The organism is Enterococcus pernyi (assembly GCF_045371165.1).
Lineage (GTDB): Bacteria > Bacillota > Bacilli > Lactobacillales > Enterococcaceae > Enterococcus_B > Enterococcus_B pernyi.
In genome coordinates this window covers 23,898-49,671 of sequence record NZ_JBIQDM010000008.1, presented here as the reverse complement: position 1 = coordinate 49,671, position 25,774 = coordinate 23,898, and the positions used below count along the sequence as shown (strand labels likewise).

The 25,774-nt window shown below is 39.6% G+C and carries 17 protein-coding genes and 1 pseudogene; 15 read left to right on the top strand and 3 right to left on the bottom strand.

The features are described 5' to 3' along the window. Positions 1 to 64 precede the first annotated feature (64 nt). The 14 genes and pseudogenes from ACH0AK_RS10315 (at position 65) to ACH0AK_RS10250 (ending at position 17,152) form a co-directional block, all read left to right on the top strand. The gene (locus tag ACH0AK_RS10315; RefSeq protein WP_153829773.1) at positions 65 to 817 is read left to right on the top strand and encodes a DeoR/GlpR family DNA-binding transcription regulator; all 753 of its coding nucleotides are present in this window, start codon (positions 65 to 67) and stop codon (positions 815 to 817) included. Then, on the top strand, positions 814 to 1,728 hold the full coding sequence (gene pfkB, locus ACH0AK_RS10310; protein WP_010735258.1) for a 1-phosphofructokinase: 915 nt from the start codon (positions 814 to 816) through the stop codon (positions 1,726 to 1,728). Before ACH0AK_RS10315 ends, pfkB begins: the two co-directional genes overlap by 4 nt. A gap of 18 nt (positions 1,729 to 1,746) precedes the next feature. Further along, on the top strand, positions 1,747 to 3,678 hold the full coding sequence (locus ACH0AK_RS10305) for a PTS fructose transporter subunit IIABC (RefSeq protein WP_226076920.1): 1,932 nt from the start codon (positions 1,747 to 1,749) through the stop codon (positions 3,676 to 3,678). A 599-nt stretch (positions 3,679 to 4,277) separates the two neighbouring features. After that, positions 4,278 to 6,521, top strand: coding sequence for a DNA helicase PcrA (pcrA, locus tag ACH0AK_RS10300; protein ID WP_010735260.1), 2,244 nt, complete (start codon positions 4,278 to 4,280; stop codon positions 6,519 to 6,521). A gap of 20 nt (positions 6,522 to 6,541) precedes the next feature. Next, positions 6,542 to 8,584, top strand: coding sequence for an NAD-dependent DNA ligase LigA (ligA, locus tag ACH0AK_RS10295; protein WP_153829774.1), 2,043 nt, complete (start codon positions 6,542 to 6,544; stop codon positions 8,582 to 8,584). A gap of 93 nt (positions 8,585 to 8,677) precedes the next feature. After that, positions 8,678 to 8,983 (top strand): Asp-tRNA(Asn)/Glu-tRNA(Gln) amidotransferase subunit GatC, encoded by a 306-nt coding sequence (gene gatC / locus ACH0AK_RS10290; RefSeq protein WP_010735262.1) that lies wholly within the window; start codon positions 8,678 to 8,680, stop codon positions 8,981 to 8,983. Then, positions 8,983 to 10,455, top strand: a complete 1,473-nt coding sequence (gatA, locus tag ACH0AK_RS10285; protein ID WP_010735263.1) for an Asp-tRNA(Asn)/Glu-tRNA(Gln) amidotransferase subunit GatA — start codon at positions 8,983 to 8,985, stop codon at positions 10,453 to 10,455. Before gatC ends, gatA begins: the two co-directional genes overlap by 1 nt. Beyond that, entirely contained in the window at positions 10,452 to 11,882 is a 1,431-nt protein-coding gene (gene gatB, locus ACH0AK_RS10280) for an Asp-tRNA(Asn)/Glu-tRNA(Gln) amidotransferase subunit GatB (protein ID WP_010735264.1), read from the top strand. Before gatA ends, gatB begins: the two co-directional genes overlap by 4 nt. Positions 11,883 to 11,891: 9 nt before the next feature. Beyond that, positions 11,892 to 12,938, top strand: coding sequence for a diacylglycerol kinase (locus tag ACH0AK_RS10275; protein WP_499796884.1), 1,047 nt, complete (start codon positions 11,892 to 11,894; stop codon positions 12,936 to 12,938). A 163-nt stretch (positions 12,939 to 13,101) separates the two neighbouring features. After that, positions 13,102 to 14,466 carry a 23S rRNA (uracil(1939)-C(5))-methyltransferase RlmD gene (gene rlmD, locus ACH0AK_RS10270; protein ID WP_023519797.1) on the top strand — a complete coding sequence of 455 codons (1,365 nt, stop codon included), beginning with the start codon at positions 13,102 to 13,104 and terminating at the stop codon, positions 14,464 to 14,466. Positions 14,467 to 14,809: 343 nt separating this feature from the next. Next, a pseudogene (locus tag ACH0AK_RS10265) lies at positions 14,810 to 15,307 on the top strand (GNAT family N-acetyltransferase); the annotation flags it as partial. A gap of 627 nt (positions 15,308 to 15,934) precedes the next feature. Continuing rightward, a complete protein-coding gene (locus tag ACH0AK_RS10260; protein ID WP_264083012.1) occupies positions 15,935 to 16,060 on the top strand; it encodes a hypothetical protein in 126 nt (41 codons plus the stop codon). Positions 16,061 to 16,443: 383 nt separating this feature from the next. Continuing rightward, on the top strand, positions 16,444 to 16,572 hold the full coding sequence (locus ACH0AK_RS10255) for a hypothetical protein (RefSeq protein ID WP_010735268.1): 129 nt from the start codon (positions 16,444 to 16,446) through the stop codon (positions 16,570 to 16,572). Positions 16,573 to 16,825: 253 nt separating this feature from the next. Then, positions 16,826 to 17,152: a DUF3114 domain-containing protein gene (locus ACH0AK_RS10250; RefSeq protein WP_438846544.1), complete on the top strand. Its 327-nt coding sequence runs from the start codon at positions 16,826 to 16,828 to the stop codon at positions 17,150 to 17,152. 481 nt (positions 17,153 to 17,633) lie between these two features. Here the strand turns inward: ACH0AK_RS10250 and ACH0AK_RS10245 are convergent, their stop codons facing one another. Then, a complete protein-coding gene (locus ACH0AK_RS10245) occupies positions 17,634 to 19,121 on the bottom strand; it encodes an AcpB/EbpR/MafR family transcriptional regulator (RefSeq protein ID WP_194179803.1) in 1,488 nt (495 codons plus the stop codon). A 308-nt stretch (positions 19,122 to 19,429) separates the two neighbouring features. Between ACH0AK_RS10245 and ACH0AK_RS10240 the strand changes: the two genes are divergently transcribed. After that, the gene (locus ACH0AK_RS10240; RefSeq protein WP_499796883.1) at positions 19,430 to 22,159 is read left to right on the top strand and encodes a bacterial Ig-like domain-containing protein; all 2,730 of its coding nucleotides are present in this window, start codon (positions 19,430 to 19,432) and stop codon (positions 22,157 to 22,159) included. A gap of 65 nt (positions 22,160 to 22,224) precedes the next feature. Here ACH0AK_RS10240 and ACH0AK_RS10235 read toward each other — a convergent pair whose 3' ends face one another. After that, a complete protein-coding gene (locus ACH0AK_RS10235; protein ID WP_499796882.1) occupies positions 22,225 to 24,012 on the bottom strand; it encodes an ABC transporter ATP-binding protein in 1,788 nt (595 codons plus the stop codon). Continuing rightward, the gene (locus ACH0AK_RS10230) at positions 23,999 to 25,747 is read right to left on the bottom strand and encodes an ABC transporter ATP-binding protein (protein WP_194179806.1); all 1,749 of its coding nucleotides are present in this window, start codon (positions 25,745 to 25,747) and stop codon (positions 23,999 to 24,001) included. The genes ACH0AK_RS10235 and ACH0AK_RS10230 overlap by 14 nt, the downstream gene beginning before the upstream one ends. Between the last annotated feature and the right edge of the window lie 27 nt (positions 25,748 to 25,774).

Here is a 25,774-nt window from a genome sequence, read left to right as displayed (position 1 = left end):
TGAATGAATATTGTTGAATGTTAAATAAAAATATGCTAGAATCTATCGTGAGGTGATCGTGGAAATGCTTACAGAAGAACGTAAACAGAAAATCCTACAACTATTGGAACAACATAAAATTGTCAAATCCCAAGAGTTAGTAGTCTTGTTAGATGCTTCTGAATCAACGATTAGACGGGATCTCCAAGAGTTAGAAGATGAAGGTTTATTGCAACGTATCCATGGAGGAGCAAAAAAAGAGGATCTTTTAGGTTTTGAACAAAACATGAGTGAAAAAACGCTCAAAAACGTTCATGAAAAGCAAATGATTGCACGATTAGCAGCAGAACTGGTGAACAATGAGGAAGTCATTTATCTTGATGCAGGATCAACCACGTTAGAGATGATTCCTTTTTTAAAAGATAAACAGATCACTGTTGTGACCAATTCAGTGAAACATGCTGCCGCGCTAGTTGATCTACAAATCTCAACGATCGTCCTAGGGGGCCAAGTGAAACTCTCAACGAATGCAGTGTTAGGAGCTAATACACTTAGCCAATTACAGGCTTACCATTTTAATAAAGCATTTATGGGAATGAATGGCGTTCATCTTGAACGTGGGTTTACTACCCCAGATCCAGAAGAAGCAGCGGTCAAACGCTTAGCCATTACAAATGCCCAAGATAGTTATGTTTTACTTGACCATACGAAGTTCAATAAGCAAACCTTTGTTTCTGTTGCACCACTGCAAGATGCCACGATCATAACCGAGCGTTGTCCACTAGAATTTCTTGACGACTACAGTGAACGGACGACAATTAAGGAGGCAAATCAATGATTTATACAGTAACGCTTAATCCATCCATCGATTTTATCGTACGAGTAGATGGATTAAAACTCGGTGATTTAAATCGAATGACCGAAGATTTCAAAGTCCCTGGAGGAAAAGGGATCAATGTTTCCCGTATTTTGAAGCGCATCGATTCTGATTCGACCGCTTTAGGATTTCTTGGTGGTTTCACTGGGAATTTTATTTCTGACTGGTTGAAAGAAGAACAAATCGCAACAGCTTTTACACAAGTGGAAGAAGATACTCGGATCAACATCAAATTAAAGTCTGATTCTGAAACAGAGATCAATGGACAAGGACCAACAATCTCGGATCAAGCCATTGAACGTTTGAAAGCAGAATTAGCAACTGTTGGAGCAGACGATATCGTGGTATTATCAGGAAGCGCACCTGCGAGTTTACGTGCTGGATTCTATCAAGAATTGATTGAGATCATCCGTGAAAAAGGTGCTGAGTTTGTGATCGATACTACCGGCGATGATTTGAAAGAAGCATTAAAAAAAGAACCGTTGTTGATCAAACCAAACAATCACGAGTTAGCTGAATTGTATGATGTGACATTCCGTTCCGTTGAAGATATCATTCCTTACGGCAAGAAATTATTGGCAGAAGGAGTAAAAAATGTGTTGATTTCAATGGCTGGAGATGGTGCTTTATTGTTCACAAAAGAAGGAACCTACCGTTCCAATGTATTAGTTCGACCATTGAAAAATTCAGTGGGTGCCGGAGACTCGATGATTGCTGGTTTTATCGGTTCATATAGCAAACATAGAGATGCGGTAGAAGCGTTCAAGTGGGGCGTGGCATGTGGAAGTGCAACTGCTTTTTCGGATGATTTAGCGGTTCGCCCATTCATTGATGAATTGTTACCAGAAGTAGAAATAACAAAAATTGATTAATATCGTGGGGGATAAATCATGGAAATCAAAGACTTAATGATTAAAGATGCGATGATCATGGATCTACAGGCAACTGATAAAAAAGGCGCCATCGATGAAATGGTCCAAAAAATGTATGATGCAGGTCGTATCTCAGATATCGAAACTTATAAACAAGGGATCTTAGCTCGTGAAGCTCAAACATCCACTGGGCTAGGCGATGGCATTGCAATGCCACATGCGAAGAATGCTGCTGTCAAAGAAGCAACAGTTTTGTTTGCGAAAAGCAATAAAGGCGTAGATTATGAAGCACTAGATGGTCAACCAACTTTCTTATTCTTTATGATCGCCGCACCAGAAGGAGCAAACGACACACATTTGCAAGCATTAGCTGCCCTATCACGTTTATTGATCGATGCAGATTTTGTTGGAAAATTAAAAGAAGCAGGAACACCGGAAGAAGTCCAAGAATTGTTCCAAACAGCTGAACAACAAAAAGAAGCAGAAGCGGTAGCAGAACAAGAAGAAGCAGCACAAACAGCGGCTTCATCTAATAAAAAATTCGTTGTTGCAGTTACTGCATGTCCGACAGGGATCGCCCATACTTACATGGCTGAAGATGCGCTGAAGAAAAAAGCCAAAGAGATGGGTGTTGAGATCAAAGTTGAAACAAACGGTTCAGAAGGAATCAAAAACCGTTTGACTGCTGAAGATATTGCTCGTGCAGATGGCGTCATCATTGCGGCTGATAAAAAAGTCGAAATGAATCGTTTTGACGGAAAAGAATTAGTCAATCGTCCAGTAAGTGACGGTATTCGAAAAACTGAAGAATTGATCAACTTAGCTGTCAGTGGCTCAGCACCAGTTTTCCATGGTGATGGAAAAGAAAAATCTTCTGACGAAGGAAATGCAGATGGAACGATCGGCCAACGAATCTATAAAGATTTGATGAACGGTGTTTCTCACATGTTACCATTCGTTATCGGTGGTGGGATTGCCATTGCATTATCATTCATGGTCGACCAATTCATGGGTGTACCACAAGATCAATTAGCAAACCTTGGGAATTACAACCAAGCAGCAAGCTGGTTCAATCAAATTGGACAAGCTGCATTTGGCTTTATGTTACCAGTTTTAGCAGGATTCATTGCTTCAAGTATTGGTGACCGTCCTGGATTGATCGTTGGTTTTGCAGCGGGAGCATTAGCAAATACTGGCGGTGCTGGGTTCTTAGGTGCCTTGATCGGTGGTTTCTTAGCAGGTTATGTGATCGTCTTCTTACGTAAATTGTTTAAAAACTTGCCTAAGTCACTTGAAGGAATCAAAACGATTCTATTCTATCCTGTTTTTGGATTATTGATTACCGGTTTCTTGATGTTGATGGTCAATGTACCGATGAAAGCACTGAATGATGGTTTGAATAGTTTCTTATCTGGACTTAGCGGTTCAAATGCTGCATTATTAGGTGCGTTACTTGCTGGGATGATGGCTGCCGATCTAGGTGGACCAATCAATAAAGCAGCATATGTGTTCGGTACAGCAACATTAGCAACCACTGTCGCAACCGGTGGTAGTGTTGTGATGGCTTCCGTTATGGCAGGAGGAATGGTTCCACCATTAGCTATCTTCGTTGCAACACGTTTGTTTAAAAATAAATTCAGTAAAACAGACCAAGATGCTGGCTTGACAAACATTGTTATGGGGCTCTCCTTCGTAACCGAAGGATCGATTCCATTCGCCGCAGCTGATCCAATCAGAGCCATTCCAAGTTTCATTATTGGTTCTGCATTGACAGGTGGTTTAGTGGGAGCATTTGGTATCAAATTGTTAGCACCACATGGCGGGATCTTCGTTGTCTTCTTACTAAGTCATCCGATTATGTATCTTGTATTCATTGCAATTGGTGCAATTGTTTCTGGAGTAATTTATGGTGCTTTAAGAAAATCACCAGATGCTGTTAAAGTAGCCTAATCTTTATTAAAAATATAAAACAGACTAAGAATAGTGGGTAAGGTATTCGACGGAATATCTTGTCCACTATTTTCTTGTAATCAAGTATAGTGAGAGTGAAAGGAAGCTCGAACATGATCTCATGGACTTGAAGTCCTTGTAAGGGAAAGTCGAATCGGAATGAATCTGTGAAGATTTTTCAATCAAATAGTGAAGGAGGTTGGGACGGAAGGGTTTAGCCTTATTTCCGAAGAGGGGACTTTTGTTCCCGCCGTTTATTCGGTTATAGGCGTGGGGGAGAACTAATGTCCGACTTCTCTTTTTTTTACTTGTGTTAGTAGATAATCAAATCTGATTCTCTAAGATGTAATTGGTCTGGTATTCTCAATAGGTTGAAAAATTATTTCTAGTGACTGAAGAATAGTATCGCAAAAACGTTAAGTGGCCCTTTATGTTGTCTCAAATTCTGGCTTTTTGCTGAAGCGATTTAACCATGCGTCAGACTATTCTTGAATCAATGACTAATGTGATGTTGAAGACGTTTTACAAGAAGATTCCCTTTATCGAATAGGGGGTTAATGCTATAATTAGAAGGATTGATAATAGAAAGGATGTTGTGAATGTCATCCAAAGAAAACTTATTAAAGGGAATGAACCCTCGTCAAAAAGAAGCGGTTCTACATACAGATGGCCCGCTTTTATTAATGGCTGGTGCCGGTAGTGGAAAAACACGTGTTTTGACTCATCGAATCGCTTATTTGATTGAAGAAAAAGAAGTGAATCCATGGAATATTTTGGCAATCACCTTTACCAATAAAGCGGCGAAAGAAATGAAAGAACGGGTCAATGCCATTTTAGAAACAGGTGGCGAAGATGTCTGGGTCTCTACCTTTCACTCGATGTGTGTCCGTATTTTAAGACGAGATGTGGATTATATCGGCTATAATCGAAACTTTACGATCATTGATTCTTCGGAACAATTATCATTGATGAAACGAATTTTGAAAGAGTTGAATATCGATCCTAAAAAATACGATCCAAGAAGCTTGTTAGGATCAATCTCGCAAGCAAAAAATAGTTTGTTGTCACCAGAGGCTTTTGCCAAAATGCAAGGCAGTTATTATGAAGAAATTGCCGCAAAATGTTATGCAGCATACCAGAAGGAACTCCTATACAACCAATGTATGGATTTTGATGATCTGATCATGAATACGATCCGTTTATTTGACGAGCATCCAGATTCATTGACGTATTATCAAAATAAATTCCATTACATCCATGTAGATGAATATCAAGATACGAACCACGCACAATATACGTTAGTCAATCTATTAGCTGGACGGTTCAGAAATCTTTGTGTAGTTGGGGATGCAGATCAAAGTATTTACGGCTGGCGTGGAGCAGATATGCAAAACATCTTGGATTTTGAAAAAGATTATCCAGATGCCGCGGTGATCTTGTTAGAACAAAATTATCGCTCAACGAAAACGATCTTGAATGCAGCGAATCAAGTCATCGAAAACAACCGCAATCGTAAACCCAAAAATCTTTGGACAGAAAACCAAGACGGTAACAAAATCACGTACTATCGAGCAGACAATGAGCGTGACGAAACACGTTTTATTGTAGAAAGAATGCAAGAAGAGATCCAGACGAATCGTCGCAATTATGGAGACTTTGCTATTCTTTACCGAACAAATGCCCAATCACGTGTCATGGAAGAAACCTTACTGAAAGCCAATATTCCGTACAAAATGGTTGGAGGTCACAAATTCTATGATCGAAAAGAAATCAAAGATGTTTTGGCGTATCTTAATGTGATGGCAAATCCTCAAGATTCATTGAGTTTTGAGCGGATCGTCAACTCACCAAAACGTGGGATTGGACCAGGATCGGTGGAAAAACTTCGTAGCTTTGCCACGATGCACGAATGGCCCTTGCTAGAGGCTGCAAGAAATGTTGAGTTAGCGAACATCGGCGGAAAAGCAGGAACACAGTTAGGCTCTTTTGGCGAGATGATGCATCAATTGACTGAAATGATCCCTTATTTGACCGTTACAGAGTTAACCAAAGAAGTCTTAGAACGTAGTGGCTATTTGGATGATCTAAAAATCCAAAATACATTAGAATCCCAAGCACGTATCGAAAACTTAGAAGAGTTTTTGACGGTGACTCAAGAATTTGATAAACAATTTGAAAAAGAAGGGCTAGAGAATGCTGATTCGCCAGAGGACAAGCTGGTCGTCTTTTTAAATGACCTTGCACTTGTATCAGATATCGATAGCTTAGAAGAAGAAACGAAGCAAGTGACATTGATGACCTTACATGCTGCGAAGGGTCTAGAGTTTCCAGTCGTCTTTTTGATCGGTCTAGAAGAAGGTGTCTTTCCACTTTCTCGTGCCTTGATGGAGGAAAGTGAACTGGAAGAGGAACGCCGTTTGGCCTATGTAGGGATCACCAGGGCAGAAGAAGCATTGTTTATGACCAATGCGTTTTCACGGACTTTATATGGTCGTACGCAATACAATCGACCTTCACGATTTTTAGAAGAAATCGATCAAGAATTATTAGATATCCACGGGATGCGACCAACTTCCAATGCCTCTCAGCCGTCGCCTCTTCGTGCGAATAACGCGACACCTAAGTACCAACAGCCAACAAAAGCAGGTGTATCAGCAAAAGTCGCTACAGGTGGCGAAACAGGTGGTTGGAAGCCAGGAGATAAAGTCAAACATAAAAAATGGGGACCTGGTACAGTGGTTAGAGTTAGTGGTGATGCAAAAGACCTTGAGCTTGATATTGCATTTCCAAGTCAAGGAGTCAAACGTGTATTAGCCGCTTTTGCACCAATCGAAAAAGTTTAGTTCAATAGGGGGAGAAAAAGATGGAACACGAAATGACGATCGATGAAGCGACAAAAAAAGCAGAAGAACTCAGAGTGCAGTTAGATCGTTGGTCTCGTGAGTATTATGTGTTGGACCAGCCAACGGTTGAAGATTATATCTATGACAAAACCTATGCCGAATTAGTGGCGATCGAAGAACAATATCCAGATCTGATCACCGCAGATTCACCGACCCAACGAGTAGGTGGAAAGATTCTTTCCTCATTTGAAAAAGTCACACATGACATTCCATTATATAGTTTGAACGATGTCTTCAATAAAGAAGAACTCTTAGCATTTGATCAACGTGTCCAAAAAGCAATCGGCCGTCCAGTCGCTTATTGTTGTGAACTGAAAATCGATGGACTATCGGTATCTTTACGATATGAGAATGGTGAGTTTGTACGGGGAGCAACTCGGGGAGATGGTTCGGTCGGCGAAAATATCACAGAAAACTTAAAAACGGTGCGTTCTGTTCCAATCAAATTAAAAGAACCGATGAGTATCGAAGTACGTGGTGAATGTTTTATGCCGAAACGTTCATTCGTTAAATTGAACCAAAAAAATGAAGAAGAAGGCAAACCAGTCTTTGCCAATCCTCGTAATGCAGCAGCAGGTTCATTGCGCCAGTTAGATTCCAAGATCACAGCGAAAAGGAATCTTGATACGTTCTTATATACCGTAGCAGATTTTGGACCGATGCAAGCGACGACGCAATACGAAGCGTTAGAAGAATTAGACAAAATCGGTTTCCATACGAACCATGAAAAACGTCTTTGTCATTCAATCGACGAAGTTTGGGCGTTCATTGAAGAATACCATGAAAAACGTAAAGATCTCCCTTACGAGATTGACGGGATCGTTATTAAAGTCAATGATTTTTCATTGCAAGACCAATTAGGTTTTACGGTCAAAGCTCCACGGTGGGCGACGGCCTATAAGTTTCCGCCAGAAGAAGTAGAGACGGTCATCGAAGAAATCGAATGGACGGTCGGCAGAACGGGTGTAGTGACACCGACAGCAATCATGACACCGGTTCGTGTGGCTGGTACGACAGTCAGCCGTGCTAGTCTGCATAATGGCGATTATATCCAAATGAAAGATATCCGCTTGAATGATACTGTCCAAATCTACAAGGCAGGGGATATCATCCCTGAAGTCGCACAAGTCATTTTAGATAAACGTCCAAAAGACAGCGAGCCTTATAAAATGCCCGAACATTGCCCTGTCTGTCACAGTGAGTTGGTTCATTTAGATGAAGAAGTTGCCTTGCGTTGCATCAATCCAAAGTGTCCCGCACAAATGAAAGAAGGACTGAACCATTTCGTTTCCCGAAATGCGATGAACATCGATGGCTTAGGACCAAGAGTCTTGGAACAGATGTATGACAAGAAGTTAGTCGCTGATGTTGCTGATCTCTATAAACTAACAGAAGAAGAATTATTGATGTTAGATAAAATCAAAGAAAAATCAGCGAATAATATTTTAACAGCAATCGACAATAGCAAAGAGAACTCGGTAGAACGTTTGATCTTTGGTTTAGGTATCCGTCACGTTGGCGCAAAAGCAGCGAAAATCTTAGCGGAGCATTTTGGCGATTTAGAAACGTTGAGTCGCAGCGATTTTGAATCGATCATCCAATTAGATACGATCGGGGATATCATTGCAGATAGTGTAGTGACTTATTTTGACAACGAAGAAGTCCACGAGTTGATGGAAGAACTTAAACAAGCAGGTGTCAACCTTGAATACAAAGGCATTCGTTCGACACAGCTGAAAGAAGTAGAATCGCCGTTCAAAAACAAGACGATCGTGTTGACAGGCAAATTAACTCGATTCACAAGAGAAGAAGCCAAAGAAACGATTGAAAACCTTGGTGGAAAAGTCACTGGCAGCGTCTCTAAAAAAACGGATATCGTTGTCGCTGGCGAAGATGCAGGTAGTAAATTAACGAAAGCCCAAGAGTTAGGGGTCGAGGTTTGGACGGAAGATCAGATGGCTGAAGCGTTAGCGGAGAGTCATCCTGCTGAGGAAGCAGAATAATTTTTCAGATAAATTTCAAGAAAGAATTTCAGAATGCGAATTTCTTATGTTAAAATAAGAAGCAAAGTTTTCATTTAGGAAAGAAGGGGTACTATGGCGATTAGTGAAGAACAAGTAAAACATGTAGCGAAGTTAGCCAAATTGAAATTTGCCGACGAAGAGCGCGCAGGTTTTACTGACCAATTAGGAAAAATCATTGACATGGTAGAAATGCTGGAAGAAGTAGACACAGAAGGCGTACCATTTACATCAAACGTCGTTGAGACTGTCAACGTCATGCGACAAGACCGTGCACAACTAGGTTGGAGCAGAGATGAATTATTAAAAAATGTACCAGAAAAAGAAGATGGTTTCATCAAAGTACCAGCAATCATCGATAATGGGGAGGCTGGCGCATAATGACAGAATTATACAATCGTTCATTAGAAGAACTACACGACTTATTAGTGTCAAAAGAAATCACTGCACAAGACTTAGTGAGAGCTACATTTGATCGCATCAAGGAAACAGAACCCGCGATCGATGCATTCATCACATTGAATGAAGAGAAAGCTTTAGCCCAAGCCAAAGCTTTGGACGAAAAAGGTATCGACGAAAACAATGTTCTTTCAGGTATCCCGATCGGTATCAAAGACAATATCGTGACGAAAGATCTTTTAACGACAGCAGCTTCAAAGATCCTTTATAATTTTGAACCGATCTACGATGCGACAGTCATGGAAAAAGTATACGAAGCAGACATGATCCCTGTTGGTAAATTGAACATGGATGAATTTGCAATGGGCGGAAGTACCGAAACTTCTTACTTCAAAAAAACAAAGAACGCTTGGGATCAAACAAAAGTTCCTGGCGGATCATCTGGTGGTTCAGCAGCTGCAGTTGCCGCAGGACAAGTGCCAGTTTCTCTAGGTAGTGACACTGGTGGAAGTATCCGCCAACCAGCCGCTTTCAATGGAATCGTAGGAATGAAACCAACTTATGGTCGTGTTTCCCGTTTCGGTTTGATTGCATTTGCTTCATCTTTAGACCAAATCGGTCCAATGACTCGGACAGTCAAAGATAACGCATTAGCATTGACCGCAATCAGTGGCTACGACGAAAAAGACGGTACTTCATCTGGTGTATCTGTCCCTAACTTTGCAGAAGGTTTGTCTGGTGATATTAAAGGAATGAAGATTGCTTTACCTAAAGAATACTTAGGTGAAGGTGTCGATGAAGGCGTGAAAGAAGCAATTCTTAAAGCAGCTGAAACATTCCGTTCATTAGGTGCAACAGTAGAAGAAGTTAGCTTACCTCATTCAAAATATGGCGTGGCTGTCTACTATATCATTGCTTCATCTGAAGCTAGTTCGAACTTGCAACGTTTTGACGGTATTCGTTATGGATATCGTTCAGAAGATGTCAAGAACTTGGATGACGTTTATGTCAATTCACGTTCTGAAGGTTTCGGAGAAGAAGTAAAACGCCGGATCATGTTAGGAACGTTCTCATTGAGTGCAGGTTACTATGACGCGCATTTCAAAAAAGCAGGACAAGTCCGTACATTGATCAAGCGTGACTTTGAAAAAGTTTTCGCGGATTATGATTTGATCATCGGCCCTTCTTCACCAACAGTTGCGTTCGGTCTTGGTGAAAATATCAACGACCCAATCACGATGTATATGAGTGATATCTTGACGATCCCAGTGAACTTGGCAGGACTACCAGGTATGTCAGTACCTGCAGGCTTATCGGAAGGGTTACCAGTTGGCTTACAGATCATCGGTAATTATTTCGAAGAGAAAACCATGTATCAAGCAGCTTATGCGTTTGAGCAAGCGACAGAGTTCCATCGTCAACAACCAGCTATTTTAGGAGGGAAAGCCGAATGAATTTTGAAACAGTCATTGGACTTGAAGTCCATGTGGAATTAAAAACCAACTCAAAAATTTTCTCTCCAGCTCCTGCGCATTTTGGTGCTGAACCAAACAGCAACACCAATGTGATCGACTGGGGATACCCTGGAGTTTTACCAGTAATGAATAAAGCAGCGCTGGAATTTGGGATGCGTGCAGCGTTAGCATTGAATTGCGAAATTTCGAAAGATACTCATTTTGACCGCAAAAACTATTTCTATCCAGACAATCCCAAAGCTTACCAAATCTCACAATTCGATCAACCAATCGGTCATGATGGCTGGATCGAGATCGAAGTAGAAGGTAAAAAGAAAAAAATCCGCATTGAACGTGTACATTTAGAAGAAGATGCAGGAAAAAACATGCACGGCATCGGTGGATACTCTTATGTCGATCTAAACAGACAAGGAACACCATTGATCGAGATCGTTTCAGAAGCAGACATGCGTTCACCAGAAGAAGCCTATGCTTATTTAGAAGCTTTACGTTCTGTGATCCAATTTACTGAAGTCAGTGACGTGAAATTAGAAGAAGGTTCAATGCGTTGTGATGCGAACATTTCTTTACGCCCTTATGGACAAGAAGAATTTGGGACAAAAGCAGAATTGAAAAACTTGAACTCCCTTTCTTTTGTCAAAAAAGGTTTAGCATTTGAAGAAAAACGCCAAGCAAAAGTATTATTATCTGGTGGAGAGATCCAACAAGAAACTCGTCGCTTTGATGAAACGACGAATAAGACGATCTTGATGCGTGTCAAAGAAGGGTCAAGTGACTATCGTTATTTCCCAGAACCTGATATTCCAAGATTCGTGATCGATGACGAATGGATCCAACGAGTGAAAGCAAGCTTACCAGAAATGCCAGCTTCTCGTCGTGTACGCTACATCAGCGAATTAGGCTTACCAGAGTATGATGCGAAAGTATTGACGCTATCAAAAGAAATGTCTGATTTCTTTGAAGCAACATTGGAAAACGGAGCAGATGCCAAACAAGCTTCCAACTGGTTGATGGGTGAAGTATCAGCATACTTAAACAGTGAGAAATTGGAATTAGCTGAAACGAAACTAACACCTGAAAACTTAGCGGGTATGATTCTTTTGATCGCAGATGGCACGATCAGCTCTAAAATTGCGAAAAAAGTCTTTCGTGAGTTGATCATGAATGGCGGAGATGCACAAAGTGTTGTTGAAGCAAACGGTTGGGTCCAATTATCTGACCCAGCGAAGTTATTACCGATCATCAATGAAATCTTAGATAATAATCAACAATCTGTTGATGATTTCAAAAACGGAAAAGACCGTGCAGTAGGTTTCTTAGTTGGACAAATCATGAAAGCTACTAAAGGACAAGCAAACCCAGGTGTGGTCAACAAATTGCTAAATGAAGAATTAGCGAAACGATAGAGGGATGCTATGAAAAAAGCGCGTGTGATCTATAATCCGGTCTCAGGTAAAGAATTGTTAAAACGTAATCTTGCCGACATCCTCCAAGCTTTGGAGGAGTCGGGCTATGAAGCAAGTGCTTATGCAACGACTCCGGAAGAGGACTCGGCAAAAAATGAAGCACGACGAGTCGCTGAGTTAGGTTTTGATCTTGTCGTTGCTGCTGGTGGCGATGGGACGATCAATGAAGTCGTTAATGGTATCGCCTCATTGGAAGTTAGACCTAAAATGGCGATCATTCCAGCGGGAACGACCAATGACTATGCTCGCGCCTTGAAGATTCCTAGAGATAATATCAAGGCAGCAGCAGAAGTCATCAAAAAGAATCAAACAGTCAAAATGGATATCGGTCAATCCGATAATAGCTATTTCATCAATATTGCAGCTGGTGGCTACTTGACAGAATTGACCTACGAAGTTCCTTCCGAATTGAAAAGTATTTTTGGCTATCTTGCATATTTGGCAAAAGGAGCAGAAATGTTACCACGTGTCAAACCGATCAAGATGCACTTGAAGTATGACGAAGGCGAATATAATGGCAATGCTTCGATGTTCTTTTTAGGGTTGACGAATTCCGTTGGTGGCTTTGAACAAATTGCGCCTGATGCAAAGCTAGATGATGGAAAATTCTCTTTGATCATCGTCAAAACGGCGAATATTTTTGAGATCCTACACATTGCTGCCTTAATGCTCAATGGAGGGAAGCATGTCGATGATCCAAGAGTCATCTATACGAAAACAAGTTCTCTTTATGTTGAAACCGAAGATAATGCGAATCGCCCTGTCATGATCAATTTAGATGGCGAATACGGTGGGAATGCTCCGATGCATTTTCAAAATCTTCATCAGCATATCGAGTTTTATGCAAATACAGATCAAATTCCAGATGAGGCAATCACTGGTTTTGAGGAAGAAGAGCTAGAAGAAGTTAGCAAAGAATTCGTCAAAGAAGTAGAACGTTTGGCGGATGAAGATATCGATGGCGATGGCAAAATTGCTGACAAGGATCAGAACTGAGCAGGATTGGACGACTATTAGAAGGAAGAAGCAAAGATCATAGGATTACTTGTTTTTTCCAATAGACTGAAGAAAAAAGGGCTGGGAATGAATGGATCTCCCAGCTCTTTCCTTTGTTGAACGGACAAAATTAGAAACCATTCAAAAGAATAGGAGTAATGAAATGACACAAACAATTAAGAAAAATGAACGGTATACTGTTGATATCATCGATTTAAGTTACGAAGGATTAGGTGTTGCGAAAATTGATGGCTATCCATTATTTATTGAAAATGCTTTGCCAGGTGAACAAGTGGAGATCCTTGTCGTAAAAGCAGGCAATAAATTTGGCTACGGTAAGGTCGAAAACTGGTTGACGACGTCACCAGACCGTCAAGAAATCACTAGTAATGTTCTATTGCGTACAGGAATCGCTCCTTTAGCCCATTTAAGTTATGAGCAACAATTAGTATTCAAACAAAAACAAGTCGAACATGTTTTAGCTAAAATCGCTAAAATGCCTGAAGTCACAGTACAACCAACGATCGCTATGGAAGAACCTACAGGCTATCGGAATAAAGCACAGATTCCTGTTCGTCGCGTCGAAGGCGAATTAGTGACTGGTTTTTACAAGAAAAATAGTCATGACTTAGTGGAAATAGAAGATTTCTTCATCCAAGACCCACAAATCGATCAAGCCATCATCAAGGTAAGAGACATCTTGCAACGTTTTCAAGTACGTGGCTACAATGAAGAAAAAAATGAAGGACAAATTCGTCATATCATTGTTCGTAGAGGTCATTACACGCATCAAATGATGGTGGTTTTAGTCACTCGAAAAGAAAAATTCTTCAAATCGAAAGAAATCGCTGAAGCTATCCATGAAGCTTTACCGGAAGTAGTGTCAGTGATCCAAAATATCAACGAAGAAAAAACGAATGTCATTTTAGGAGAAAAAGAAAAAGTTCTTTTTGGTCAATCGTATATCGAAGATCAGTTACTTGGTAAGACCTATCGTATTTCTTCTAAATCCTTTTATCAGGTCAATACATTACAAACCGAAGCATTGTATCAAAAAGCGATCGAATTTGCTGAATTGAAAAAAGAGGATGTCGTGATTGATGCATATTCAGGAATTGGAACGATTGGTTTATCCATAGCGGATCAAGTAGCAAATGTTTATGGCATGGAAATCGTACCAGCAGCGATTGAAGATGCGCAGTTCAACGCGTTGACAAACAAAATCGAAAATGCGCATTATGAAGTTGGAAAAGCGGAAACAGTCATGAAAAAATGGCAAGAAAAAGGAATCAAACCAACTGTTTTAGTTGTCGATCCTCCAAGAAAAGGCTTAGACGCACGCTTTATTGATTCAGCGATCGAGATGGCTCCTGAGCGAATCGTTTATATCTCATGCAATCCTGCAACTTTTGCTAGAGATGTGAAGTTGTTTGCAGAAGACGGTTATCAGTTAGAAAAAGTCCAACCAGTTGATTTATTCCCACAAACGCACCATGTAGAATGTGTCGGATTATTACGCAAAGGGTAAGTGATTTAAATAGATGAGCGCAAGGCATTATATCCTATACACTCATTTTAGAAGACGTTTCTGTCAAAAGAAACGTCTTTTTTTATACAATTGTTTGAGTGAAATAAGCGATTTGAAAGTAAAGAGAGTTATTTTAAGACTGACATAAATCTTTTAATGCTTTATAAATATAGTGTATAATAAATAGAGAGTATATCGTTCAGTTATAAAAAAATTTCGAGTAAACGTTCTTTCTCATCAGAGGACAGATAAAAAAATAAAAATCCAATGTGTAAAAGGAGTCCTTACATGATAAAAATAAAAATGGTGGCCAAGCAAATGGTAGAACTTTCAGCAAGTCGAGCACTTATATCATTCAGCTTTTCCAAAATCTGAACAAGTGCCTATGGGAACATTGCTGAAGCGTTCAAAGAGAGAGGGTATCGATTTTATTGCTTATTACGATGAAGAAAAGTTTATCGGTCTAGCGTATCTCATTACATTTGAAAACTTGACGTACCTCTGGTATTTAGCGGTAGTTCAAGACTTACGCAGTCAAGGCTACGGGGCGCAAGTATTATCACATATCAAAGAGAACTATCCAGATAATTGCATTGTATTAAATTTAGAGGCAGAAAATCCAGCTGCTAGCAACAATGAGCAAAGAAAAATCCGTAAAGCATTTTATCTTAGGAATGGCTATCGACCAGACCATCACATTGTGAAGATGGGGGGAGAGAAACTAGAGATCCTTTTTACTAATGGAGTGTTTGAAATTGAAAACTATCAAAAGATTTTTAAACGTTTTTGGGGTCCAATCTTGAATATACTGGCAGGGCCAAAGATTGTGAAAAATAACTAAAGTTTGTCGAATGATGACTCATATCTATATAGGGTCAAAGTAACTTTAGATCATTTTCCTAAAAATTACCATAATTTATGCTCTGATAAAAAGCGCTAGAAATACAGGATAAATCGATTATAGGGAAACTTATCAAATATCAACATGATTGGATGTGGCTTGGGACTGGATGATGAAGACGCTTCTGATATCACGAGCGAGTTCTTTTCCGTCGTGGAGTCTTCTCAATGAACATACATGATTAAAATTCGACATGTGGGGCGGTAGTTCCCATATGACTTCTCTTAGTCATACTGACAGGGATTCCTATCGGCGTCATATTTTATCGTGCTTTAGTCTATGATGGATCACTGGATGTAGGAAAAACGATCATCAGTACGTTGTTATTAAGCATTGCAGTCGTGATCTGTTCGACTGTGCTTGCGTTACTATTAGCTTTTTTGACGGTCAGGACAAAGATCACAGAGAAAAAAAGGCTAGATATCGTTTTGCTGATACCGTTTATGAAACCTCTATATATTGCAACCATTGACTGGATCTTATTTACCTAACGTCGTGAGCTATTTCAATAGCTGCTTACTTTTATAAGAGATTTATCAGAAAACTTTTTGGGGTCTTGTATTAACGATGAGTTTTCATCTTTTTTCTTTTATTTTGACGATCTTAAAAAATGCGTTACTGAACCTCGGTGCTGCTCTAGATGAAAGTGCAGTGATTTTTGGTGGTGGCATTTTTATCGTTTGCGCCGAGTGAATTTCCCGTTGATCACTGGAAATTCTACCATTGGTGCTTTTCTTGCGTTTGTCAAAGCAGTTTAAGCGTATCGCACACCGCAACGATTGGCCAAAGCATTGGTTTTTCTAGTTGTTACGGCGATTCCTCATCATGCCACGATTGCACCAATCAACTTCCAGGCAGCAACAAGTTAGTGCTCTTCATCTGCTTTTTGTATTAGGTTTTTATAATGAGAAAAGTTACGTGATCTTATCCTGTGATGAACACACAAAAACCGTGCGCTTTTATGATAAAATCATAAAGAAATCAATAAGTTTGAAGTTTCCAAGTAAAAATGTGTTACAATAACGAAGTGTGTATCACAGTAGTAAAAAAGTGAATAGAGTAAAAGAGGGAAACAGATGAATTCAAAAGAAAAAATGCTTGAAATAATCAAAAAGAAACAAGGTGGCGGTCGAGTAGAAAAGATGGCTACTCCAAAAAATGATCGTAGCAATATGAGAAAAGGACCTAAAATCTATAATAAATAGTAAACGCCTGACGAGTATCGGCTAAATTATTTGTTAATAAAAACTGACATCAGTGATTAATCACTGGTGTTTTTTTGTCTTAAAATAAAGAAGTAGGTCTTTAAAAACATAAAAGTTCATACAAATATAAAGGATTAATGGTTAAAAAAGTAGAGAGAACTGATTACTTGAAAAAAATACGTTATCTATTTTAATTTTTTTAAATTACATTAATTGAGAGGAGGCATTAGCGGAATATGGGAAACGATGGGGAGTGGAACAGCAGTATTCTCCCGCTCGATTTCACAATAAATATCCCAAAAACAAAACATTCAAAGAAAGTATCATCGGCAGAGAAAACCGAAAAATATTGGTTAATAGAGGCTTTCACTCTGAATTTATCTTGAATCCTGAAGGGGACTTTGTGAGTAGCTGGAATGTATTAAAAATGGAAAATGGTCGAGTAGATAGTAACCCGGCACACTATTCATTTCATTTCGACTTGCGAAAAGAATTACTTGATGGAGAATCGTTTAATTATGCCAGCAAAAATGATCGATTGCATAAACTTTTAGATAGTTCCCCCCTCAAAAAAACTTGATCATCAGGTTCGTCAACAAGCAAAAAAAGGTTGGATCAGCGCGAGTATCACAGAATACTTCCATCGGCATCCTAATATTTCGCCGATGATTCTTGGATTGTTACTCTTTTTGGCGTTTCATTTTTTTGTTCTTTTTTGTCATAGACAAAGAAAAAGAACAATGAACAAAAAAGTCAGATGAAAGGAGAGAACCTTCTATGCAGACGAGAACATATAAACAGATCGATGTCTTTGTTTTAGTGCTTGTGGTGACCATTTTAAGTGTTTATCTTATACGTAACCACAAGGAAGATTTATTTCAAGTGTTTCGCTGTCTTAAACTATTTTGAAAGACTCTCACACTTCGTTTTACCTTCTTTGGTTGGCATCCATAGTCTAGTAGCTTCATTTGTGAATAGCCGCAAGTCTTAGACTTAGGGGGGGATTTTAGACGTTTCTCCCTAAGTCTACAGCAAAAGTCGAGTGGTTCCTGGATACTATGCTATGAATGACTTGAAGCCCGTTCAATCAAGTGTAGTTTCAAATCTTTCCACTCCTCATGGGTCGGTATTTGGGCAATTTGAATCACTTCACAGGTCATTTTCTCCGTAAGATCATAGTTGCTGACGATGAGACAAGCTTCTAACTCGTCGATCTTTGTTTGTTTAATCGGTTGATCAAAAAGAAAAAGAGGGTGATACGTTTCAGGTAGCCACTTTTGGATCATAGCCATTAAAAAATTATCATAGCCAGCATCTCCATGAAAAGTAAAGACGATTGTTTGCTTTTTCCTTCTTTGGATTTGCTGATAGGAGGATTGGATCATACTTAAGGATAGTGCAACGTCTTTTATGCAGGTCATTGGTAGGATCTCTTGCCATTTGAGTTGCTGCAATCGGTCTTGCCAGGAGTGATAGAGTAATTCAAAGGATGGATCGACTAAATGATCAATTGCCAATGGGTGATTCTCAAAACCATCAGTGATTTTATTAAGCAAGCGTAAATTAGCTAAGTAAGCACTCATTTGCTCAATACCTTCCTTTGTTGTACCGTCAATCAGCGCTTCGTCGAGTAAAAATTGCTTGATCCATTTTTTGGCTGGTGCTTCTTCTTGGTAATGGGTCGCTTTATGCGATCTTGTCTCTTGATAGTTCGATGAGCTATAGGAAATACAGTGTAAAGCAATCAAATAAGCCCAAACTAGTTCATTTACAGACAGCTGTTGAATCCCAAGAATCTCTCTCAGAAAAGGAGTGATTTTTTTTGAGAACCTTTTGAAGCTTTTTCTAGACTGGATCATACTCAATGTTTCTGAGGGGATTTCACCTTGTTTACGACGCAACCATCTTTCTTTTAAGATGGACAACCATAACGTTGCACGAAAATTACTAATATGTAAATGAGACTGAAATACTTGCTCTAGTTCAGCGAACATGACTTTGTATGTTTCCTGAGAGAATAGATAGGAATGATCTGTTATGATCGTTCGTCGAAAACTCGTATAAAAGTTAAAAAAGAAAAAACGAATCTCGTTTTCTTTTCCAACAAGATCACCATTTTTGGGAGAGAGTTGGATTCGGTAGTTTTTTAGTTCATGGTTCATGTGTTGAATGATTTTGCGTAAAGCCGAACTAGACAAATGATACTCCAAGCGCATGGCTTCGAAGGATTGTTGATTTCCCTTAAGGCTACGGTCAATGATTTTATAAGTAATCGTTTCTCTAACAAGAGATAAAAGATAGGTATCCAGTGTTTCCCCATCGGGTATTTTTAAGCGGTAACCGATCATTTTGATTGATTGCAAATGAATCGATGGTGGTAATTTGGCACGCAATGCTTGGATATCTGAACGTAGAGTTGGAGGTGTACAGCCTATTTCTTGAACTAGTTCTGTGATCGAAGTGATGTCATTTCGTTTTCTCAAATAAGTAAGAATATTGATTTGGCGATGTAATTGTTTATTTTCATGTAGTTTGAAAAAAGGTTCCATTAATTGCTCCTTTCGTTTGGGTGACTCTTATTCGATTGTTTTATTTTATCTTTCTTATTATGGAAATACAAATCGATTCTCAAATATTTTTTTCAAAAAAAAAAAATAAAAAATTTTCTTTCACAGATTACGTTAGAATTTAGTTGTATGTTTTTTTATCTTTCTATAATTTGAGGAGTTGAATAAGGAATGGACCACAGAAAAATAGTAAAAATGACAGCTTCAATGTTATTACTTATGAACGCATCCCAACAGAGTATCACGACATTTGCTGATCATTTAGACAGTGGACAACAGATGTAACCACCGTGACAGAGCAATCGACTACGGATTCGACTGTTGCTTCAACTGTTGGAGAAGAAGTCACTAAAGCTGCGAGTGAACCAGTGATCCCAGATCCAGATGCTCGCACAGTTTGTGAGATACAGGAGGTAGATGATCAAGTTGATTCTGGCATATTCGGTACCAGCCAATGGCGAATCGACCAAGAAGGTATATTGTACATAGATGCAGGGACATTAGGAGAAACAACGTCGGCGGCTCGTGCACCTTGGTTTCCTCACCGTTCACTCATCAAAAAAATTGTTCTTACTGGACCCGTGGTAGCAAATGCTGAATCATTAGGATTGTTTTTTGATTTGAATCAGCTAACGACGATCGAGAATTTATCCAGTTTAGATACAAGTCAAGTCACGAATATGGATTATTTCTTTGCATGGTGCCAGCAGCTGACCTCATTGGATCTTACAGCTTTTGATACCCAAAATGTTCGTTCGATGAACTATATGTTCAATGGGGTGTCTTCTGTTAGCACGCTCGATCTAAGCAACTTCAATACAGCGAATGTCACTGAAATGAGTCATATATTTTATGGGATGAGCGGATTGACTTCATTAGATTTATCCAGTTTTAACACGATGAACGTGTCGAACATGAGCTACATGTTTTATGATTGCTCTGCCTTGACGACATTGGATGTAACTGGTTTTCAAACAGCCAACGTGACGAATTTTAGTCATATGTTCCGCGGTTGTTCCGGATTGGCTCAACTGGATCTTTCTAGTTTTGTAACGAGTCAAGCAACAGAAATGTCCTTCATGTTCCATGGCTGTTCGGGATTACAAGCGTTAGATGTGACACATTTTGATACGAGCAACGTTATGTACATGCATTATATGTTCCATGGCTGTTTCGGTTTGACAGAACTTGATGTTAGCCACTTTGATACGACAAACGTGACTTCCATGTACTATATGTTTTTCGGTTGTTCCGGTCTGACAGCGTTAGATGTTACGAACTTTTCAACAACTAACGTGACAACAATGAGTTTTATGTTTGCAGAATGTCTCAATTTAGAAGCAATCGATGTCAGTGGTTTTGATACGGAGAATCTTCGATTTATGCGAGGAATGTTTAGAAACTGCAAAAAGATCACTGAATTGGATCTATCTCATTTTAAAACTGGCAAGGTGCAATTGCAGCAAGAGATGTTTGCTGGTACAACCTCTTTATCCAAAATTTCTTTAGGTATCCAGTTCTATTCTTTAACTGATACCAATATTCCTGAGTTGCTCGCTACAGAAGAGCATACGGGGTATTGGCAAAATGTGGGATCTGGTACAGAAGATGTCCCACTTGGTGAATATGTATTAAGCTCCTCTTCACTGATGACAACTTATCAAAATAGTATGGCGGATACTTATGTGTGGCAACCAATTGCTAGTGAGTCGATCCGGGCAATGGATTCAACGATCTATGTTGGTGATAGTTGGGAACCGATCGACAATTTTGTCTTAGCGACCGATCCAAATGGAGAATCAATTCCTTTTGATGAAAGTATGGTCACTGGTACAGTGGATACGACGACAGCAGGAGTCTATCCAGTGACTTATACCAATGGATCTGCAAGTCAACAGATCAATGTGACTGTCGAAGAAAGTCAAGAAACCCTTAAAGTCACAGATTCGACGATCATTGTAGGGGATGCTTGGACACCAAGTGATAATTTTGTTTCCGCTACTGATAAAACGGGAGAAGCTGTTGCCTTTGATGAAAATATGGTCAGCGGCGAAGTCGATACGACACAAGTAGGTGAGTACAAGATCACCTATACTTTTGGGAGACTCAGTCGTGAAATCACAGTGACCGTCATTGCTAGTCAAGAAGCGATCAAGGCGATCGATTCAAGAATCCACACAGGGGATGTTTGGCATCCAAGCGATAATTTTATCTCAGCGACCAATAGAGCAGGTGACACTTTGCCATTTGATGAAAGTATGGTGTCAGGCACCGTTGATACCGGACGAACAGGAAACTTCATCATTACTTATACGAATGGAGAAGCCTCTCAAAAAATCACAGTGACCGTGGTTGAAAATAGAGAAACGATCCAAGCAAAAAATGGCAGCATTTATGTCGGTGATAAGTGGGCGCCAAGTGATCAATTTGTATCTGCTACAAACAAAGATGGGGAAATGATCGTTTTTGATGAAAGCATGGTTAGTGGTACGGTAGATACAACTAAAGCTGGCGATTATCCGTTGACTTATACCAACGGTCGAGCAACAGAAGAAGTTGTGGTGGTTGTAAAAGAAAACGGAGAAACGATTGTAACAAAGGATCTTCAATTATATATCGGTGATACGTGGGACCCAAGCGATGGCTTTGTCTCCGCAACAAATCGCGAAGGGTTCACTCTCGCATTTGACCAGAATATGGTGTCAGGCGATGTTGATACCAACAAAGAAGGAACCTATACGATCACTTACACGAATGGTTCAGTTTCAGAAACAAGTCAAGTGACAGTGAGTAAACGAGGGACTGCCGGAGGAAATGCCAACACAGGCGGAGGGAATACTCAGCAAAAGAAAACAGCCAACACCTCTGCAACCTCAAAAAAACAAGTCCAAGGAAATGCAGCAAAAAATTTACCAAAAACTGGTGAGATCCGATCTAGTGCAACCGTTCTTGGTTTTGCTCTTGTTGGAGGAGCAATCGGAACCTATATCTACAAGAAAAAGAAAAATCGTAAAGATTGATTCTTTAAAATCAAAAAGCCAACTTAGTTTCGGAGTGATCCTAGACTAAGTTGGTTTTTTATCGCTCAACTATTTTGAAATTGGCTATTGTATAAGCTTGCATAAAGTGTTGGTTGTTGCAATAGCTCTGTATGCGTTCCTGTTTCAATGATGTCTCCGTTTTGCATCACTACGATCATATCCGCATGTTCAATCGTTGACAGACGATGGGCAATCACAAAGCTGGTCCGGTTTTTAGTTAAAGCATCCATCGCTTCTTGGATTAAGGCTTCCGTACGTGTATCGACACTTGACGTTGCTTCATCTAAAATGACGACTGCAGGATTAGCTAAAATGACTCGTGCAATCGTTAAGAGCTGTTGTTGCCCTTGAGATATCGACCCATTTTCGCTTGAGATAATGGTGTCATAACCTTGTGGCAGCGTACGGATAAAATGATCACATTGAGCAATTTTAGCTGCTTGCATGATTTCATCTCTGGTTGCTTCTTTTTTGCCGTAAGCAATATTTTCTGCAACAGTACCTTCGAATAACCAAGTATTTTGTAGTACCATGCCAAATAGATTCCGCAATTCATGGCGCGGCAAATCGGTGATGTCATGACCGTCGAATAAAATCTGACCGTCATTAATTTCATAAAAACGCATCAAAAGATTGACAAGAGTTGTTTTTCCAGCACCAGTTGGCCCAACGATGGCAACCGTTTGTTGTGGCTTGACCGAGAAGTTGACATCTTTCATCAATGGTTTTTCTGATGTATAACCAAAACGAACATGTTTGAATTCAATTGCTCCTTGTGGTGCAATGATGGGATTTTCTACTGCATGATCAATTGCTTCTTCTGGTTCATCCATGATCTCAAAGATTCGTTCGATGGATGCCATGGCTGATTGTACAGAATTGATGACATATGAAGCAGTGGAGATTGGTTCTGATATTTGATTGATATACTGCAAATACGCTTGTAAGAAACCAATGGTGATCCCACCAGATAAAACGGCTATTGCCCCAATGACCGCACTTGCGATAAATGCTAATTGATTGATCAAACGGATGGCTGGATAAATCGCAAAATTCATGAACTGCGCTTTTTTGAAAGCTTGCGATTGTTTTTCATTTGCTTTCTTGACTTCATCAATCGCTAATGCTTGTTGGTTGAAGGTTTTGATCACCAAATTCCCAGTTAGATATTCTTCTGCTTTATTATTCAAATCTCCCAGTTCTTCTTGGTTATGATCAGAAATTTGTTTATTCTTGTTTGCGAATTTTGTTGTAACAGTTGTGCTGATCATAATCAAAATAAGAACAAGTAAAGTCAATTTGATATCGATGTAAAACAACATGATACCAGCTAATAGGATCGTTACAAGAGAGGTGAAAAGTTGATTGATCCCTGTGAGCAATACTTGTGATAGCTGATTTAAACCTGTAGTTGTTCGACTGATGATATCACCAACTTGATGACGGTCATAGAAAGCCATTGGAAGAGCTTTGAATTTTTTTGTAACTTCTTTACGGACACGTAAGGTCACTCGTTCACTTAATGAAGCCATCGCTCGTTCTTGAATAAAGGAAGTGATACTACTTAGTAAGGAGAAGAGTATCAACAGGATCACTGGTAAAAGCAATGTTTCTTTTACATCTGTTACTGTCATATGGTTAAGTCCAACCTCTTTGATCCGCCCGAGTAGTTGATCGATCCCGATACCCATGATTAGTGGCATAGCAACGACTAATGTATTACCGACCAAGCTGCAAAGTAATGAACCATAGAAGATTTTATGTTCAGGCTGGATCATTCGCCAGAAACGTTTCAAGCTTTGTTTTTTTATCGTTGTTTTAGTCATTTCCATCGACTCCCTCCTTTAACATACCTTGTGATTTCGCAAATTCTTGATACGAACGATTATTTTTCAACAATTCTTCATGAGTGCCTTGTCCAACGATCCGTCCTTCATCTAAAACGATAATATTATCAGCATTTATGATGGTACTTAGACGTTGTGCAATGATAATCAGTGTTTTATCTGCCATTTCACGTTGCAACGCCCCACGTAACTTAGCATCGGTTCGATAGTCCAATGCAGAGAAACTATCGTCAAAGACATAGATTTCAGCAGATTTGACTAACGCTCTAGCAATACACATCCTTTGCTTTTGGCCGCCAGAATAATTATCTCCGCCTTGAGCCACAAAGCTGTCCAATTGATCCGGTAGGTTTTCTAATACTTCATCCAATTGTGCGATGCGAATTGCTTTGGTTAGTTCTTCATCTGTCGCATGTTCGTTCCCCATCAATAGATTACTGCGAATCGTTCCACTAAATAAAAATGCTTTTTGGGGAACATAACTAATATAGCTTCGAAGCGTTTCTTGGTTCATTTCTGTGATCGGGGTGCCTGCGAATTTGATTTGTCCATTTGAAACATCGTTTAGACGTAACAGTAATTTTGCAATCGTGCTTTTTCCTGAACCTGTTCCACCAACAATGGCTGTCGTTTTTCCTTTTGGTACAATAAAATCAATGTCTTCCAATACAGGATCGGCGTTTTCGTTGTAGCGAAACGTCACATGTTCGAAGGATAAGAAAGTATCATCGACTGAATCGAAGGATAAAGTTTCTGGTTGGTCGGGGTCTTTGATTTCGATTTCAGCTTGTAATACTTCTTCGATTCGTTTAAGACAAGAGATTGATTTTGGTACGATAACAAAAACCATTGCGGCAATCATTAAATAGGCAAGTGTCAACATCGAATATTCCACAATGGCAGTTACTATACCGATTTGTAAGCTACCATTAGCCACCAAGCCTCCACCAAACCACAAAATGGATGCATAAACGATACCCATGAGTAAAAAGGCGATCGGTGTGACCCAAGCAAAGATTCGATTGACTCGGATCATCTGTTGCGCGTAATTTTCAAAGGTTTCATTTGTTCTTTTTTCTTCATAGTCTTGATTGTTGAAGGCACGGATCATATTGACACCTGTAAAGAATTCACGCAACGTTGTCGTGACACGATCCATCTTCGGTTGAATACTCAAAGATAAAGGGGTTCCTTTTTTCATCAAATAATACGTGATCAGCGCATAGATGAAGATCGAGCCTAACGTAATCAATGTCAACTTGACGGAATGCTCCAACATCATCAGAATCGTAAATAATGAAATAATTGGTGCAGGGATGATCATCTGACAGAACATGACGATCATTTGTTGGACGTTATCTACGTCATTGGTCATCCTGGTCAATAGTGAACCGGTATTAAATTGATCGACATCTTTCATCGACAATTGTTGGAATTTATTGAAAAAACTTGCTCGTGTCTGATAGCCAAATCGTGCGGCTAACAAAGCAGAACAGTAGCTTGAGGCAACTGCAGCAAAAGAGCCTAATAGAGCAACAAGTAACATTTGAATTCCAATCTGTTGGATTTGTTTCACTTCGCCACTTGCAATCCCTGTGTCTATGAGATCAGCTACTAACTTTGGCACACCAAGGGTTCCTAGCAGTTGTAAACAGATAAATAAAAGAGTAAGTAAAGCAATTCCTTTATTGTTTTTTATAGATGTTTTTAATAATGTCATTGTGTTTCCTCCTTTTCCCGACAAATA

Excerpts from the sequence above, each read along its gene's own strand:
- gatA (WP_010735263.1), top strand. The coding sequence starts at position 8,983 with ATGACAGAATTATACAATCGTTCATTAGAAGAACTACACGACTTATTA.
- ligA (WP_153829774.1), top strand. The coding sequence starts at position 6,542 with ATGGAACACGAAATGACGATCGATGAAGCGACAAAAAAAGCAGAAGAA.
- gatC (WP_010735262.1), top strand. The coding sequence starts at position 8,678 with ATGGCGATTAGTGAAGAACAAGTAAAACATGTAGCGAAGTTAGCCAAA.
- gatB (WP_010735264.1), top strand. The coding sequence starts at position 10,452 with ATGAATTTTGAAACAGTCATTGGACTTGAAGTCCATGTGGAATTAAAA.
- ACH0AK_RS10255 (WP_010735268.1), top strand. The coding sequence starts at position 16,444 with ATGAATTCAAAAGAAAAAATGCTTGAAATAATCAAAAAGAAACAAGGT.
- ACH0AK_RS10275 (WP_499796884.1), top strand. The coding sequence starts at position 11,892 with ATGAAAAAAGCGCGTGTGATCTATAATCCGGTCTCAGGTAAAGAATTG.
- ACH0AK_RS10315 (WP_153829773.1), top strand. The coding sequence starts at position 65 with ATGCTTACAGAAGAACGTAAACAGAAAATCCTACAACTATTGGAACAA.
- pfkB (WP_010735258.1), top strand. The coding sequence starts at position 814 with ATGATTTATACAGTAACGCTTAATCCATCCATCGATTTTATCGTACGA.
- ACH0AK_RS10235 (WP_499796882.1), bottom strand. The coding sequence starts at position 24,012 with ATGGAAATGACTAAAACAACGATAAAAAAACAAAGCTTGAAACGTTTC.
- ACH0AK_RS10260 (WP_264083012.1), top strand. The coding sequence starts at position 15,935 with ATGAGTTTTCATCTTTTTTCTTTTATTTTGACGATCTTAAAAAATGCG.
- pcrA (WP_010735260.1), top strand. The coding sequence starts at position 4,278 with ATGTCATCCAAAGAAAACTTATTAAAGGGAATGAACCCTCGTCAAAAA.
- ACH0AK_RS10230 (WP_194179806.1), bottom strand. The coding sequence starts at position 25,747 with ATGACATTATTAAAAACATCTATAAAAAACAATAAAGGAATTGCTTTA.
- ACH0AK_RS10245 (WP_194179803.1), bottom strand. The coding sequence starts at position 19,121 with ATGGAACCTTTTTTCAAACTACATGAAAATAAACAATTACATCGCCAA.
- rlmD (WP_023519797.1), top strand. The coding sequence starts at position 13,102 with ATGACACAAACAATTAAGAAAAATGAACGGTATACTGTTGATATCATC.
- ACH0AK_RS10305 (WP_226076920.1), top strand. The coding sequence starts at position 1,747 with ATGGAAATCAAAGACTTAATGATTAAAGATGCGATGATCATGGATCTA.